We start from the raw sequence: 15,223 nt of genomic DNA on the forward strand, positions 1-15,223 counted from the left end.
GCCCCGCGATGGCATCAACGCCATCGCGGGGCAAGCCCGCTCCCACGTAAACCTTGGGATCAGAGGCCTTTCAACAGATCGGACATATCGTCCGCGTGCTCTTCCTCCTGCGCCAGGATGTCCTCGAAGATGCGCCGGGTGGTCGGATCCTTGTCGCCGATGTACTGGATGATCTCGCGGTAGCTATCGATGGCGATGCGCTCGGCCACCAGATCCTCCAGCACCATCTCCTTCAACGAACTGCCCGCCACGTACTGGGCGTGGGAATTCTTCGTCAGGTTGTCCGGATTGAAGTCCGGCTCGCCGCCCAGCTGCACGATGCGCTCGGCCAGCTTGTCGGCGTGCTCGGCTTCCTGGTTGGCGTGCTCGAGGAACTCCGCGGCGGCGACGCTGGCCTTGATGCCGCTGGCCATGAAGTAGTGACGCTTGTAGCGCAGGACGCAGACCAGCTCGGTGGCCAGCGACTCGTTGAGCAGGCGCAGGATCTTCTCGCGATCGGCGTGGTAACCCTCGGTCACCGCGCCTTGCTCGACATGCTGGCGGGCACGTTCGCGCAGGGTTTTCACATCGGTCAGTTCAACGCTCATGTTCATCTCCGAAAGCATCAGGGTGGTCATGGGGTGTCATGCGCCGTGCACGGCGTCGCTGTCTTGTTGGCGTTGCTTGCAGGTCTTGAAACCCTTGGCGTCGACATGGCCGGTGGCGTCGAAGCGCACGTAGTAGGGTTGCTGGTGGCCATCGCGGTTGAGGATGTAGTCGTTGCAGGTGCCGCCGTGGGGCAGGTCGATGACATTCGACGGGCTGCCGCCGATGGCGATGACCTTCTGCATGGTCATGCCGTGCTCGACCTGCTTGACCAGCGGCTCGTCGCGGTAGGTGACGTAGTCCACCGGGTTTTCCGGACGGCTGCCGCAGGCGGCGAGGGTCGCGCTTGCCAGAAGGATGGCCAGGGTTCGCTTGTACATGGTCCCGCTCCTTGCTCAGGGTCTGTTCTGCTTGGAACCGCGCGGCGCGCCGGGAGTTCGATTGCGCTTGTCTCCGATGGCGCTGTAGGGTGGGCCGGTCTGTTCACGGATGAGGGCAAGGGTGATGAGTCAGGAGCTGGCCACGCGTTTTCCACTGGTGCTGGTGCCGGGCATGCTCGGCTTCGTGCGGGCGCTGGTCTATCCCTACTGGTTCGGCATCGTGCCGGCATTGCGTCGGGGTGGCGCGCAGGTGTTCCCGGTGCAGGTGTCGCCGCTGCATTCCAGCGAGGTGCGGGGCGAGCAGTTGCTCGGCATCATCGAGGAGGTCTGCCAGCGCACGGGGGCCGACAAGGTCAACCTGATCGGCCATAGCCAGGGCGCGCTCAGTGCCCGTTATGCGGCGGCGAAGCGGCCTGACCGGGTGGCTTCGGTGACATCGGTGGCCGGCCCCAACCAGGGCTCGGAGCTGGCCGACCATCTCGAACGCACGGCACCTGGTGACTCTGTCCGGGGGCGCATCCTCAAGGCCGTGCTGCATGGCTTCGCTGTGATGCTGGGTTGGCTGGAGACCGGTTGGCGCCGCGATCCGCTGCCGATCGACGTGCATGCTTCGCACCAGTCGCTGACCAGTGCCGGGGTGGCGCTGTTCAACCAGGCTTATCCACAGGGGCTGCCCGAGGTCTGGGGCGGCGAGGGGGCGCCGCAAGTGAACGGCGTGCGCTATTACTCATGGTCCGGAACCCTGCAGCCTGGGCGTACCGACCAGGGCCTGAACCGTTTTGACGGCAGCAACCGATTTTGCCGGCTGTTCGCCCGCAGTTTCGTCCGGGAGAAGGGGCAATGCGACGGCATGGTCGGGCGCTTCAGCTCGCACCTGGGGCAGGTGATCGGTGACGACTATCCGCTTGATCACCTGGATATCGTCAACCAGTCGCTGGGCGCGGTGGGCAAGGGTGCCGAGCCGGTGCGACTGTTTACCGAGCATGCCGCCCGGCTCAAGGCTGCTGGGTTGTGACGAACCCGGGGGCTGCCTCGCAGCCCTTTCGCGGCACAAGGCCGCTCCTACAGACGAACGCAATCCCCCTGTAGGAGCGGCCTTGTGCCGCGAAAGGAGCGCAAAGCGCTCCCATCTGTCAACGCCGCACAGGCGTGGTCCAACGCTCGGCCAACAGCACGCCGACTAATGTCAGCACACCGCCAACCAGGTGATAACTGGCCAACTGCTCATTCAGCACCACTGCCGCGATCACCGCCGTCACCACCGGCAGCAGGTTGAAGAACAGCGTGGTCCGGCTCGGCCCCAGGCGATGCACCGCCTGCATCCACACCCGCGGCGCGACCATCGAGGCCAACAGGCCGGCATACAGCACCAGGCCAATGTTGTGGCCGTTCAACCCGGTCTTGGGCGACAGCAGGAACAGCGGCAGCAACACCAGGATCGCCACCAGCACCTGCAGGTACAGCAGTTGCAGCGGCGGCAGGCGCAGTTGCCATTTCTTCAGCAGGAAGCTGTACAGCGCATAGGCGAGGGTGGCCACCAGCATCATCAGGTCGCCAGCGTTCAGCCCCTGGTGCAGCAGCACGCCGGGTTGCCCGGCTGAGACCACCTCCAGCACGCCGAAGAACGACACCAGCGCGCCCAGTAGCGCGCCGTAGGTCAGACGCTGGCCGAGCCAGGCGATGGAAAGGGCCAGCGACATCAACGGCATCAACGAGAGGATGATGCCCATGTTGGTGGCGCTGGTAATGGCGGCGGCGAAGTACGCCAGGCTCTGGTAGATGGCCATGCCCAGCACGCCCAGCACGAAGATCTTGCCCAGGTGCGGGCGGATGGCCGCGCGGTTGCGCCAGACTTGCGGCAGCAGGAAAGGGGTGAACAGCAGGCCGGCCAGCAGCCAGCGGTAGAAGCCGATCTCGGCGGGGAAGATGGCCCCGGCGGACATCTTGGTGACCACGGTGTTGCCGGCCCAGATGAGGATGGCGATGAGGGGGAAGAGGTAGTTCATGATGATTCTCGAGTTGCGGTTGACCCGTGGGAGCGAGGCAAGCCCGCTCCCACGTGGCGGCCATTATCGCTTGTCTGTTCAAATGCCTATACTTCCATCCAGACAACTCGCCCCGCGAAGCAGACAGCATGACCCGCAAGTACCTCGACATTCCGCAATTCGACCGGCTCCCCGCCCCGGTGTACTTCCGCTACGACGAATTCGGCGCCGATACCCACAGCCCGCCGCACCGTCACCCCTGGGGCCAGCTCAACTACGCCTCCCATGGCCTGATGCACCTGGACGTCGAGGGCCAGCGCTTCATCTCGCCCCCGCACTACGCCGTCTGGGTGCCGCCGGACACCGAGCACGGCTGCTACAACCCCCAGGCCATCATCTACCGCTCGGTCTACCTGGAGCGCAGCCTGTGTGCCGAGTTGCCGGACCAGCCCTGCAGCCTGGTGATCAGCGATATCCTCAAGGCGATCCTCGGCGACTTCGCCCGCCGCGACTTGCACATCGCCCAGGACGAGCGCGACCAGCGCCTGATCCAGGTATTGATCGACCAGTTGCACCTGGCACCGACGCAGACCTGCTACCTGCCGTTCGCCCGCGGCGACAGCCTGCGCCAGGTGCTCGAGGCGTTGCACGCGGAGCCTGGCGACAACCGTCCGCTCGGCCATTGGGCCGGGCAGGTGCATGTCAGCGAGCGCACCCTGGCCCGGCAGTTCCTGCGCGAGCTGGGCATGAGCTTCGGCGAATGGCGCTTGCGCCTGCGCTTTCTGCGGGCCATCGAGGCGCTCGAGGCGGGCACGCCGATCCAGGCCATCGCCTTCGACCTCGGCTACAGCAGCGCTTCGGCCTTCATCGCCATGTTCCAGCGCCAGGCCAATTGCACCCCGGAGCAGTACCGGCGGCGGGCGCGGACAGAGATGTAAGAATTCTTGTCTACACTCAGCTGCGACGAGCGCGCATCCGGCGCGCAGGCAAGGAGACCACTCCATGAAGCTGCTGCACGTACCCCTGCTGGTATTGGGCCTGTTGATCGCGGGCCAAGGGTTCGCCGCCACCGCGCAACAGGAAAAGATGAAGACCTGCAATGCCGACGCCACCACCAAGGCGCTCAAGGGCGATGAGCGCAAGGCGTTCATGAGCACCTGCCTGAAAAAGGATGTGCCGCAGACCCAGCAGGAGAAGATGAAGACCTGCAACGCCGACGCCAGCACCAAGGCGCTCAAGGGCGATGAACGCAAGACCTTCATGAGTGACTGCCTGAAGAAGAAATGACCTGCGCCTATGCCTCTGCCGTGAAGGCTGGCAGACTGCGGGACTTTCCGCTGTCTGCCGTTGAGGCTGTATGACTTTCACTCCCCGCCAGGTCACCCTGGCCAGCTGGATCATCGTCATGGCGGGCCTGTTGCTGGCGCTGCCGCTGAAGCTGCTGCCGAGCCTGCTGGCCGGCCTGCTGGTCTACGAGCTGGTCAACATGCTCACCCCGCGCCTGCAACCGCTGATCGCCGGGCAGCGCGCACGCTGGCTGGCGGTGGCGCTGCTCGGCACCCTGGTGGTGAGCACGCTGACGTTGCTGATCGCCGGCGCCTTCAGTTTCCTGCTGCACGAGGCCGAGAATCCCGGCGCCTCGCTGGACAAGTTCATGGGCCTGGTCGAGCGCGCCCGTGGCCAGTTGCCGCCGTTCATCGAAGCCTACCTGCCGGCCAGCGCCGCCGAGTTCAAGGTGGCCATCGGCGACTGGATCAAGAGCCACCTGAGCGACCTGCAACTGGTGGGCAAGGGCATGGCGCACATGTTCGTGACCCTGCTGATCGGCATGATCCTCGGCGCCATCGTCGCCCTGCAGCGCATCCCCGACATCTCCCGGCGCAAGCCCCTGGCGGCGGCGCTGTTCGAACGCCTGAGCCTTCTGGTGCAGGCGTTTCGCAACATCGTTTTCGCGCAGATCAAGATCTCGCTGCTCAACACCGTCTTCACCGGCATCTTCCTGGCCGTGGTGCTGCCGCTGTTCGGCGTGCACCTGCCGTTGACCAAGACGCTGATCGTGCTCACCTTCCTGCTCGGGCTGCTGCCGGTGATCGGCAACCTGATGTCCAACACCCTGATCACCATCGTCGGGTTGTCGCTGTCGATCTGGGTGGCGATGGCGGCGCTGGGGTACCTGATCGTGATCCACAAGGTCGAGTACTTCCTCAACGCGCGGATCGTCGGCGGGCAGATCAGTGCCAAGGCCTGGGAGCTGCTGCTGGCGATGCTGGTGTTCGAGGCGGCGTTCGGGCTGCCGGGGGTGGTGGCGGGGCCGATTTATTACGCCTACCTGAAGAGTGAGTTGAAGCGGGCGGAGTTGGTTTGACAAATTGCTGGGGCTGCGTTGCAGCCCTTTCGCGGCACAAGGCCGCTCCTACAGAAGAGCGCGTCCCCCTGTAGGAGCGGCCTTGTGCCGCGAAAGGGCGCGCAACGCGGCCCCAGGATGGCTCAGGCCGCGCCGTAACGCTTGCGTGCCTCGATTGCCAAGCCGCTACCGATGCTGCCGAAGATATTGCCTTCCACATGCCGCGCATTGGGCAGCATCGCCGCCACGCTGTTGCGCAGCGCCGGAATGCCGCTGGAACCACCGGTGAAGAACACCGTGTCCACCTGCCCCTCGCTGACGCCGGCCTTGGCCAGCAATTCGCTCACGCTGCCGCGCACCCGCTCCAGCAGCCCGCCGATGGCGTCTTCGAACAGCGCCCGGGTCAACTCGGCCGACAGCTCCGGCTCGATGCGGCCAAAGTCGATGCAGCGGCTGTCACGGTCGGTCAGCTCGATCTTGCTGGCCTCCACTTCCATCGCCAGCCAGTGCCCGGCGCGCTGTTCGATCAGGTTGAACAGGCGGTCGATGCCGAGGGTGTCCTCGATGTCGTAGCGCATGTTGCCCAGGGCCAGCTGCGATTTCTGCGAGTACAGGGCGTTGATGGTGTGCCAGGTGGCCAGGTTGAGGTGGTAGCTGGTGGGCATCAGCGCACCGCTCTTCATCCGGCTGCCGTAGCCGAACAGCGGCATCACGCCCTGCAGGCTCAGCTGCTTGTCGAAGTCGGTACCGCCGATGTGCACGCCGCCGGTGGCGAGGATGTCGTCCTGGCGCTCGGCCACCTGGTGGCGCTCCGGTGACAGGCGGATCAGGGTAAAGTCCGAGGTACCACCGCCGATATCGACAATCAGTACCAGCTCTTCACGGCTGATGCCCGACTCGTAGTCGAACGCCGCGGCGATGGGCTCGTACTGGAACGACACATCCTTGAAGCCGATCTTGCGCGCAACCTCCGCCAGGGTGTCCTCGGCCTCCTGGTCGGCGGCCGGGTCTTCGTCGACGAAGAACACCGGGCGGCCCAGCACCACCTGGTCGAACTCGCGGCCGGCATCGGCTTCGGCGCGCTTTTTCAGCTCGCCGATGTACATGCCCAGCAGGTCCTTGAACGGCAGGGCGCTGCCCAGCACGCTGGTGTCGTGCTTGATCAGCTTGGAGCCCAGCAGGCTCTTGAGCGAGCGCATCAGGCGGCCTTCGTAGCCTTCCAGGTACTCGTGCAGGGCCAGGCGACCGTACACCGGGCGACGCTCCTCGATGTTGAAGAAGACCACCGACGGCAGGGTGATCTTGCCGTCTTCCAGGGCGATCAGCGATTCGACGCCCGGGCGGTGCCAGCCAACCGTGGAGTTGGAGGTGCCGAAGTCGATGCCAAGGGCGCGGGCCGGGGATACGTCAGACATGGGGGAGAGCTTCCGGAGGCAAAACGGCCGCGCAGTTTATGCCAGTCTGCGGCTAAATCAAGACCGGTCGTCTGCGATAGCGCAACCCCGGATCAACCTTGAAAGGCTATGCTTGACCCCAATCTTCAGTAGCAATACGTACATTCACATCGGTGATCCATAGATGGACTTCAAAGACTATTACAAGATACTCGGCGTCGAGACGAGCGCGGACGAGAAGGCGATCAAGGCCGCGTACCGCAAGCTCGCGCGCAAGTATCACCCCGACGTCAGCAAGGAGCGTGACGCCGAGGACAAGTTCAAGGAGGCCAACGAGGCCTACGAAGTGCTTGGCGACAAGGACAAGCGCGCCGAGTACGACGAAATTCGCAAGTATGGCGGCCAGCATGGTCGGCCGTTCCAGGCACCGCCCGGCTGGCAGTCCCGTGGCGGCAATGGCGGCGGCGGTGGCTTCGAGGGTGGTGATTTCTCCGATTTCTTCAGCTCGATCTTCGGCGCCCGGGGCGGCAACCCCTTCGGTGGCGGCGGTGGCCGGCAACAACGCAGTGCCGGCAGGCGAGGGCAGGACGTGGAGCTTGAACTTGCAGTGTTCCTCGAAGAGACCCTGAACAAGGAATCCAAGCAGATCAGCTTCCAGGTGCCGCAGACCAACGGCGCCGGGCAGCGCACCGGCTTCACCACGAAAACGCTGAACGTGAAGATCCCTGCCGGGGTGACCGACGGCGAGCGCATCCGGCTCAAGGGCCAGGGCGCGCCGGGCGTGGGCGGTGGCGCCAATGGCGACCTGTTCCTGACCATCCGCATGGCACCGCACCCGCTGTTCGATGTCGAAGGCCATGACCTGATCATCACCGTGCCGCTGGCACCGTGGGAAGCGGCGCTCGGCGCCAAGGTGGCCGTGCCGACCCTGACCGGCAAGATCAACCTGACCATCCGCCCCGACAGCCAGAGCGGCCAGCGCTTGCGGGTCAAGGGCATGGGCCTTTTGAACAAGCAGGGCGAGCGCGGCGACCTGTACGCCCAGCTCAAGGTGGTCATGCCCGCCCAGTCCGATGACGCAGCTCGCGCATTGTGGACCCAGCTCTCCGAGAAAGCCGCGTTCAATCCGAGGACTCAATGGAGTAAGTGATCATGAGCAGCACCCTGATCGTTCAACTGGACATGCGTACCCTGTGCCAGGAAGCCGATGTGTCGGCCGACTGGGTGATCGAGATCGTCGAGCACGGCATTGTCGAACCGTCGGGGCGAACGCCCGAAGAGTGGGTGTTCGATGACCGCGCGCCGGTGACGTTGAAGCGCGCGGTGAAGCTGCATCAGGAGCTTGAGTTGGAGTGGGAAGGGGTGGCGCTGGCGCTGGAATTGCTGGAAGAGGTGCAGCAGTTGCGTAGCGAGAACAGCATGTTGAAGCAGCGGTTGGGCAGGTTTACCCAAATGTAGCTGGGGCTGCTGCGCAGCCCTTTCGCGGCACAAGGCCGCTCCTACAAGGGATCGCGCTCGCCTGTAGGAGCGGCCTTGTGCCGCGAAAGGGGCGCAGAGCGCCCCCAACTTCACGAAGCTTTCGCAATCACTTTGAAGTACAGCGCTGTCGCCCGGTAAACCCCCTCCGGCCCGCAGGCATAATCCGGAATCTCCCCCGCCTTGCTGTACCCCAGCGCTCGATAGAACGCCTCCGCCCCAGACCCCGCCTCGGTATCGAGAAACAACATCCCCCGCCCGATCCGCCGCGCATCAGCCTCCAGCACCCCCATCAACTGCTGCCCCAACCCACGCCGCCTTGCATCGCTGTGCACCAGCAACTTCTGCACTTCGCCCCGGTTCAGCCCATTGGGCTTCAGGCACAACCCCAGCTGCACACTACCCAGCACTTCCTGCCCCTGGGCAATGACCCAGAGCAGTTGCTCGCCACCGACCAGCTTTGCCTTCACCTCATCGAAGTAGGCCTTGGCCTGCTGCTCGTTGATATCGGCCAGAAACCCCACCGACGCGCCCTGTCGCACCGCATCGAGTAAAAGGGCCACCAGCCCGTCGCGGTAGTACGCCAGGCCTTCGTGGGTGACGCGGTGCAGCTGGGCTGTATTCATGGGCTTCAGTTCCTTGAAGGGGGAAGGGTGTTGCCATCCAGGTAAAGCTGCATGAAGGTCAGGTCCAGCCAGCGCCCAAACTTCACCCCCACCTGCGGCATCTGCCCGGTGATGCTGAAGCCCAGGCGTTCGTGCAGGCGGATCGATGCGGCATTGCCGCTCTCGATGGCAGCGACCATCACATGTTTGTCGCAAAGGCGCGCCCGTTCGATCAGCGCTTCCATCAGGACGGGGCCCAGGCCCTTGCCGCGTTGGTCGCCACGCACGTACACCGAGTGCTCGACGGTATGCCGGAAACCCTCGAACGGCCGCCAGTCGCCAAATGAGGCATAGCCCAGCACGCCGCTGTCGTCCACCGCCACCAGGATCGGGTAGCCCTGCTGCGCGCGGGCCTCGAACCAGGTCAGGCGGTTGCCCAGGTCAACCGGGGTTTCGTTCCAGATCGCCGTGGTGTTGGCCACGGCGTCGTTGTAGATGTCGAGGATGCCCGGCACGTCGTTGATCAGGGCGTCGCGGATCTGGTAACTCATGACAGCGTCTCGCAAGGGAAGTGGTTGCAGATTAAATGGTAACCAGGCCGCGCACACCTTCGGCCTGCATGTTTTCACCCCGGCCGCGCTGGACGATTTCGCCGCGGGCCATGACCAAATACTGGTCGGCCAGCTCCTCGGCGAAGTCGTAGAATTGTTCCACCAGCAGGATGGCCATGTCGCCCCGGTCGGCGAGCTTGCGGATCACCGCGCCGATCTCCTTGATCACCGACGGCTGGATGCCTTCGGTGGGCTCGTCGAGGATCAGCAGGCGAGGGCGGCTGGCCAGGGCACGGCCGATGGCCAGCTGTTGCTGCTGGCCACCGGAGAGGTCGCCGCCACGGCGTTGTTTCATCTGCTCCAGCACCGGGAACAGTTCGTAGATGAAGGCCGGCACTTCACGTGCCTCGCGGGCGGGGAAGCGCGACAGGCCCATCAGCAGGTTTTCCTCGACGCTCAGGCGCGGGAAGATCTCGCGGCCCTGGGGCACGTAGGCGATGCCGGCGTGGACCCTTTGCTGGGGCTTGAGCGTGGTGATCGGTTTGCCTTCCCATTCCATGCGGCCCTCGCGGGCCGGCAGCAGGCCCATCAGGCAGCGCAGCAGGGTGGTCTTGCCCACGCCGTTGCGGCCCAGCAGGCAGGTGACCTCGCCGACCTTGGCCTCGAAGGACAGGCCGCGCAGGATGTGGCTGCCGCCGTAGTATTGGTGCAGGGTGTCGATTTTCAGCATGTTGTGCCCTTGTTTGATTTGAGCGTGGGAGCGGGCTTGCCCCGCGATGGCGTCAGGCCTGGAAGTGATGTTGGCCGGGCTGGCGCCATCGCGGGGCAAGCCCGCTCCCACGCAACCCTCGCAGGCCTATCTACCGAGATACACCTCGACCACCCGCTCATCCTCCTGCACCTGCGCCAGCGACCCTTCCGCCAGCACGCTGCCCTGGTGCAGCACCGTCACATGGTCGGCGATGCTGCCGACGAAGCCCATGTCATGCTCCACCACCATCAGCGAATGCCGACCCGCCAACGAACGAAACAGCTCGGCGGTGAATTCGGTCTCGGCATCGGTCATCCCCGCCACCGGCTCGTCGAGCAGCAGCAACCTCGGCTCCTGCACCAGCAGCATGCCGATCTCCAGGAACTGTTTCTGCCCATGGGACAACAACCCCGCCTGGCGCTGGGCCAGGGGCAGCAGGCGCAGGGTGGCCAGGACTTCCTCGATGCGCTGGCGCTGTTCGCCGGACAACCGTGCCACCAGGCTAGCCCACACCGACTTGTCGGCCTTGAGCGCCAGCTCCAGGTTCTCGAATACCGTCAGCGCCTCGAACACCGTGGGCTTCTGGAACTTGCGGCCAATGCCGGCCTGAGCTATCTGGCACTCGCTCATGCGGGTCAGGTCGAGGGTGTCGCCGAAAAACGCGGTACCTGTGTCGGGCCGAGTCTTGCCGGTGATCACATCCATCATGGTGGTCTTGCCGGCGCCGTTGGGGCCGATGATGCAGCGCAGCTCGCCGACGCCGATGTACAGGTTCAGGTCGTTGAGCGCCTTGAAGCCATCGAAGCTGACGCTGATGCCCTCCAGGCTCAGCACCGTGCCGTGGCGGGTGTCGAGCCCGGCCTCGCGGCGCCGACCGAGGCCAATGGCCTCGCGACCGCTGCCGATCTGGTCGAATATCGGTTCCAGCATGAATTCCGGATGCACCGGGGGCACGCTTCTCATGGCTGGCTCCTTTTCTTCACAAGGCCGACCACGCCCTTGGGCAGGTACAGGGTGACGAGGATGAACAGCGCACCGAGGAAGAACAGCCAGTACTCGGGGAACGCCACGGTGAACCAGCTCTTCATGCCATTGACCAGGCCGGCGCCAAGCAGCGGTCCGATCAGCGTGCCGCGCCCTCCCAGGGCTACCCACACGGCGGCCTCGATGGAGTTGGTCGGCGACATTTCGCTGGGGTTGATGATGCCCACTTGCGGCACATACAGCGCCCCGGCCAGGCCGCACAGCACGGCGCTGAGCACCCACACCAGCAGCTTGAAGCCGCGTGGGTCGTAACCGCAGAACATCAGGCGGTTTTCCGCATCGCGTACGGCGGTGAGCAGGCGACCGAACTTGCTCTGGGTCAGGCGCCAGCACAGGAACAGGCTGCCCAGCAGCAGGCCGACCGTGAGCAGGAACAGCGCGGCCCGGGTGCCCTGGGCGGTGATGTCGAAACCTAGGATGGTGCGGAAATTGGTGAAGCCGTTGTTGCCGCCAAAACCGGTCTCGTTGCGGAAGAAGAGCAGCATGCCGGCGAAGGTCAGGGCTTGGGTCATGATCGAGAAGTACACGCCCTTGATCCGCGAGCGGAAGGCGAAGAAGCCGAACACCAGCGCCAGCAACCCCGGCGCCAGCACCACCAGGCACAGCGCCCAGGCGAAATACTGGGTGCCGGCCCAGTACCAGGGCAGCTCGCTCCACGACAGGAAGGTCATGAACCCCGGCAGCCCATCGCCGGCCGCCTGGCGCATCAGGTACATGCCCATGGCATAGCCGCCCAGGGCGAAGAACAGGCCGTGGCCCAGCGACAGCAGCCCGGCATAGCCCCACACAAGGTCCAGGGCCAGGGCGACGATGGCGTAGCAGAGGATCTTGCCGACCAAGGTCAGGGTATAGGCCGAGACCTGCAAGGAGTGCCCGTCGGGCAGCAGCGACAGCAGCGGCAGGGCCAGCAGCACCAGGACGACAACGGCGCCGACGGCCAGCGACACCCGGGTGCCGGCCTTGCGCGTGGCAGTGACAATCAATGGCTGGTTCATCAGTCGATTACCCGTCCCTTGAGGGCGAACAGGCCTTGCGGGCGCTTCTGGATGAACAGAATGATCAGCGCAAGGATGAGGATCTTGCCCAGCACCGCACCGATCTGCGGCTCCAGCAGTTTGTTGGCGATACCCAGCCCGAAGGCCGCCCACAGGCTGCCGGCCAGTTGGCCGACGCCGCCGAGCACCACCACCAGGAACGAGTCGATGATGTAGCTCTGGCCCAGGTCCGGCCCCACGTTGCCGACCTGGCTCAGGGCCACGCCGCCAAGCCCGGCGATGCCGGAGCCGAGGCCGAAGGCGAGCATGTCGACGCGCCCGGTGGACACCCCGCAGCAGGCCGCCATGTTGCGGTTCTGGGTGACGGCGCGCACGTTCAGGCCCAGCCGCGTGCGGTTGAGCAGCAACCAGGTGAGCAGCACCACCGCCAGGGCGAAGCCGATGATCACCAGGCGGTTGTACGGCAGCACCAGGTTGGGCAGCACCTGGATGCCGCCGGACAACCAGGCCGGGTTGCTCACCTCGACGTTCTGCGCGCCGAAGATCAGCCGCACGGCCTGGATCAGGATCAGGCTGATGCCCCATGTCGCCAGCAGGGTTTCCAGCGGCCGGCCATATAGGTGGCGGATCACGGTGCGCTCCAGGGCCATGCCGACGCCCGCGCTGACGGAGAAGGCCACCGGCAGGGCGATCAGCGGATAGAACTCGATGGCGCCCGGGGCATAGCGTTGCAGCAGTACCTGGACCATGTAGGTGCTGTAGGCGCCGAGCATCAGCATTTCGCCGTGGGCCATGTTGATCACCCCCAACAGGCCGAAAGTGATCGCCAGGCCCAGCGCCGCCAGCAGCAGGATCGAGCCCAGTGACAGGCCGCTGAAGGCCTGGCCGAGCAATTCACCGACCAGCAGCTTGCGCTGCACCTGTGCCAGGCTGGTTTCGGCGGCGGTGCGTACGGCGGCGTCGGTTTCCGCGTCGGGTTGCAGAAGGGCTTCGAGGCGGGTGCGGGCCAGCGGGTCGCCGGTTTCACCGAGCAGACGCACGGCTGCCAGGCGTACCGCGGGCTCGCTGGCGCCCAGTTGCAGGTTGGCCAGGGCCAGGCCCAGGGCCGCGTGCACGGCGGCGTCCGGTTCGCTGGCGAAGCGGCGGTCGAGGAAGGCCATTTGCGCGGGTTGCGCGGTTTTCTGCAGTTGCTGGGCGGCGGCCAGGCGCACGTTGGCTTGGTCGCTGAGCAGTTGATGGCTGGCCAGGGCGTTGTTGATCAGGCCGCGCAGGCGGTTGTTCAGGCGCAGTTTGCGGGTGTCGTTTTCGGCGATGCGGCCCTGGCGCAGGTTGTCCAGCAGCGGCAGGCGGGCGGCATCAGGTTGCGCGGCCCAGGTTTCGAGCAGGCGGGCTTGCTCGGCGGGTTTGGCGCTGAGAAAGAATTCGCCCTCGCTGGCTTGGGTGGCCAGGGGCAATAGCAGCAGTAGTGTGAGCAGGAGTCTGATCATGCGGGCAATCCTGGAAATCTGCGGTGGATTCATCGCGGGGCAAGCCAGCTCCCACGCCACCCACCATTAGCTGACGAGATCTGCTAGCTGACGAGATCGGCGTGGGAGCGGGCTTGCCCCGCGATAGCGTCAGTTGCCCTTCACTGCATAGTCCGGCCGCTTGTCATTCCCCGGAATGAACGGGCTCCAAGGCTGCGCCCGCAGCGGCTCCTCGGTCTGCCACACCACACTGAACTGCCCGTCATCCTGGATCTCGCCGATCATCACCGGCTTGTGCAGGTGGTGGTTGCTCTTGTCCATGGTCAGGGTGAAGCCCGACGGCGCCTTGAAGCTCTGCCCGGCCAGCGCCTCGCGCACCTTGTCCACATCGGTGCTGCCGGCCTTCTGCGCCGCCTGCGCCCACATGTGGATGCCCACGTAGGTGGCTTCCATCGGGTCGTTGGTCACCGCCTTGTCGGCCCCCGGCAGGCCCTTGGCCTTGGCGTAGGCCTTCCAGTTGGCGACGAACTTCTGGTTCACCGGGTTATCCACAGACTCGAAGTAGTTCCACGCCGCCAGGTGGCCCACCAGCGGCTTGGTGTCGATGCCGCGCAGCTCCTCTTCACCCACCGAGAACGCCACCACCGGCACGTCGGTGGCCTTCAGCCCCTGGTTGGCCAGCTCCTTGTAGAACGGCACGTTGGAGTCGCCGTTGACCGTGGAAATGACCGCCGTCTTGCCGCCAGCCGAGAACTTCTTGATGTTGGCGACGATGGTCTGGTAATCGGCGTGACCGAACGGCGTGTAGACCTCTTCGATGTCCTTGTCGGCCACGCCCTTGCTGTGCAGGAAGGCGCGCAGGATCTTGTTGGTGGTGCGCGGGTAGACGTAGTCGGTGCCCAGCAGGAAGAAGCGCTTGGCGCTGCCGCCGTCCTCGCTCATCAGGTATTCCACCGCCGGGATCGCCTGCTGGTTGGGCGCAGCGCCGGTGTAGAACACGTTCGGCGACATCTCCTCACCCTCGTACTGCACCGGGTAGAACAGCAGGCCGTTGAGCTCCTCGAACACCGGCAGCACCGACTTGCGCGACACCGAGGTCCAGCAGCCGAACACCACCGCCACCTTGTCCTGGGTCAGCAACTGGCGGCTCTTCTCGGCGAACAGCGGCCAGTTGGACGCCGGGTCCACCACCACCGCCTCAAGCTGCTTGCCGTTGACCCCGCCCTTGGCGTTGATCTCGTCGATGGTCATCAGCGCCATGTCCTTGAGCGAAGTCTCGGAAATCGCCATGGTCCCCGACAGCGAATGCAGGATGCCGACCTTGATGGTCTCGGCGGCCTGGATGCTCCAGCTCAGGCCCATCGCGGCGATCGATGCGCTGAGGGTGAAGGCCTTGATCAGACTGCGTCGCTTCATGTGCTCACTCCGATGTGATGGTGGGTGTTGGCCAGGTCGGAGAGTGCAAAGGCTGTGCCGAGCGATGGAAAGTGCGTGATAGAGCGGTTGTGCGACGAATCGGGGCGTAGGGAGGGGCCAGGATGGTGCTTGCAGGTTGGGCCTGCACAGGATTGGGGCCGGGGGCGATGAACACTTTTGACACATAAGCGGTACTTGAGTACCGTGCCGCACCGCAGTAGTTTCTGCGGT

Annotated in this window: 17 protein-coding genes; 6 read left to right on the forward strand and 11 right to left on the reverse strand. The window is 65.0% G+C overall.

All coding sequences use genetic code 11. The annotated features are described in order from the left end of the window. Positions 1 to 59: 59 nt before the first annotated feature. Together LU671_RS19220 and osmE are read right to left on the reverse strand one after the other, a co-directional pair. On the reverse strand, positions 60 to 617 hold the full coding sequence (locus LU671_RS19220) for a ferritin-like domain-containing protein (RefSeq protein WP_186713793.1): 558 nt from the start codon (positions 615 to 617) through the stop codon (positions 60 to 62). 6 nt (positions 618 to 623) lie between these two features. Continuing rightward, entirely contained in the window at positions 624 to 965 is a 342-nt protein-coding gene (gene osmE, locus LU671_RS19225; protein ID WP_028688233.1) for an osmotically-inducible lipoprotein OsmE, read from the reverse strand. Positions 966 to 1,089: 124 nt separating this feature from the next. Between osmE and LU671_RS19230 the strand changes: the two genes are divergently transcribed. Beyond that, the gene (locus tag LU671_RS19230; RefSeq protein ID WP_232856573.1) at positions 1,090 to 1,980 is read left to right on the forward strand and encodes a lipase family alpha/beta hydrolase; all 891 of its coding nucleotides are present in this window, start codon (positions 1,090 to 1,092) and stop codon (positions 1,978 to 1,980) included. Between the two features lie 118 nt (positions 1,981 to 2,098). On the opposite strand, the gene LU671_RS19235 is transcribed toward LU671_RS19230, so the two are convergent. Then, positions 2,099 to 2,971, reverse strand: a complete 873-nt coding sequence (locus tag LU671_RS19235; protein WP_203648136.1) for a DMT family transporter — start codon at positions 2,969 to 2,971, stop codon at positions 2,099 to 2,101. Between the two features lie 128 nt (positions 2,972 to 3,099). On the opposite strand from LU671_RS19235, the gene LU671_RS19240 reads away from it, so the two are divergent. From LU671_RS19240 to LU671_RS19250, 3 genes are all read left to right on the forward strand, one after another. Beyond that, positions 3,100 to 3,888, forward strand: a complete 789-nt coding sequence (locus tag LU671_RS19240) for an AraC family transcriptional regulator (RefSeq protein ID WP_232856574.1) — start codon at positions 3,100 to 3,102, stop codon at positions 3,886 to 3,888. A gap of 64 nt (positions 3,889 to 3,952) precedes the next feature. Continuing rightward, the gene (locus LU671_RS19245) at positions 3,953 to 4,237 is read left to right on the forward strand and encodes a PsiF family protein (RefSeq protein ID WP_232856575.1); all 285 of its coding nucleotides are present in this window, start codon (positions 3,953 to 3,955) and stop codon (positions 4,235 to 4,237) included. Positions 4,238 to 4,307: 70 nt separating this feature from the next. Further along, the gene (locus LU671_RS19250) at positions 4,308 to 5,315 is read left to right on the forward strand and encodes an AI-2E family transporter (protein ID WP_110734957.1); all 1,008 of its coding nucleotides are present in this window, start codon (positions 4,308 to 4,310) and stop codon (positions 5,313 to 5,315) included. A gap of 122 nt (positions 5,316 to 5,437) precedes the next feature. On the opposite strand, the gene LU671_RS19255 is transcribed toward LU671_RS19250, so the two are convergent. After that, the gene (locus LU671_RS19255) at positions 5,438 to 6,709 is read right to left on the reverse strand and encodes an Hsp70 family protein (protein WP_232856576.1); all 1,272 of its coding nucleotides are present in this window, start codon (positions 6,707 to 6,709) and stop codon (positions 5,438 to 5,440) included. A 163-nt stretch (positions 6,710 to 6,872) separates the two neighbouring features. Between LU671_RS19255 and cbpA the strand changes: the two genes are divergently transcribed. Together cbpA and LU671_RS19265 are read left to right on the forward strand one after the other, a co-directional pair. Further along, positions 6,873 to 7,838, forward strand: coding sequence for a curved DNA-binding protein (cbpA, locus tag LU671_RS19260; protein ID WP_232856577.1), 966 nt, complete (start codon positions 6,873 to 6,875; stop codon positions 7,836 to 7,838). 2 nt (positions 7,839 to 7,840) lie between these two features. Continuing rightward, a complete protein-coding gene (locus tag LU671_RS19265; protein WP_011535907.1) occupies positions 7,841 to 8,146 on the forward strand; it encodes a chaperone modulator CbpM in 306 nt (101 codons plus the stop codon). Positions 8,147 to 8,256: 110 nt separating this feature from the next. Here the strand turns inward: LU671_RS19265 and LU671_RS19270 are convergent, their stop codons facing one another. From LU671_RS19270 to urtA, 7 genes are all read right to left on the reverse strand, one after another. After that, complete coding sequence (locus LU671_RS19270) at positions 8,257 to 8,790, reverse strand: GNAT family N-acetyltransferase (protein ID WP_232856578.1); 534 nt, start codon at positions 8,788 to 8,790, stop codon at positions 8,257 to 8,259. A gap of 5 nt (positions 8,791 to 8,795) precedes the next feature. Beyond that, positions 8,796 to 9,320, reverse strand: a complete 525-nt coding sequence (locus tag LU671_RS19275) for a GNAT family N-acetyltransferase (protein ID WP_232856579.1) — start codon at positions 9,318 to 9,320, stop codon at positions 8,796 to 8,798. A gap of 31 nt (positions 9,321 to 9,351) precedes the next feature. Further along, on the reverse strand, positions 9,352 to 10,050 hold the full coding sequence (gene urtE / locus LU671_RS19280; RefSeq protein WP_232856580.1) for an urea ABC transporter ATP-binding subunit UrtE: 699 nt from the start codon (positions 10,048 to 10,050) through the stop codon (positions 9,352 to 9,354). Between the two features lie 126 nt (positions 10,051 to 10,176). Next, positions 10,177 to 11,034, reverse strand: coding sequence for an urea ABC transporter ATP-binding protein UrtD (gene urtD / locus LU671_RS19285; protein ID WP_232856581.1), 858 nt, complete (start codon positions 11,032 to 11,034; stop codon positions 10,177 to 10,179). Continuing rightward, on the reverse strand, positions 11,031 to 12,110 hold the full coding sequence (urtC, locus tag LU671_RS19290; protein WP_203648126.1) for an urea ABC transporter permease subunit UrtC: 1,080 nt from the start codon (positions 12,108 to 12,110) through the stop codon (positions 11,031 to 11,033). Before urtC ends, urtD begins: the two co-directional genes overlap by 4 nt. Continuing rightward, the gene (urtB, locus tag LU671_RS19295; protein ID WP_232856582.1) at positions 12,110 to 13,597 is read right to left on the reverse strand and encodes an urea ABC transporter permease subunit UrtB; all 1,488 of its coding nucleotides are present in this window, start codon (positions 13,595 to 13,597) and stop codon (positions 12,110 to 12,112) included. Before urtB ends, urtC begins: the two co-directional genes overlap by 1 nt. 129 nt (positions 13,598 to 13,726) lie before the next feature. Next, the gene (gene urtA / locus LU671_RS19300) at positions 13,727 to 14,992 is read right to left on the reverse strand and encodes an urea ABC transporter substrate-binding protein (protein WP_232856583.1); all 1,266 of its coding nucleotides are present in this window, start codon (positions 14,990 to 14,992) and stop codon (positions 13,727 to 13,729) included. Between the last annotated feature and the right edge of the window lie 231 nt (positions 14,993 to 15,223).

It is taken from the genome of Pseudomonas sp. NMI760_13 (assembly GCF_021283245.1).
In the GTDB taxonomy this organism is placed as follows: Bacteria; Pseudomonadota; Gammaproteobacteria; order Pseudomonadales; family Pseudomonadaceae; genus Aquipseudomonas; species Aquipseudomonas peradeniyensis.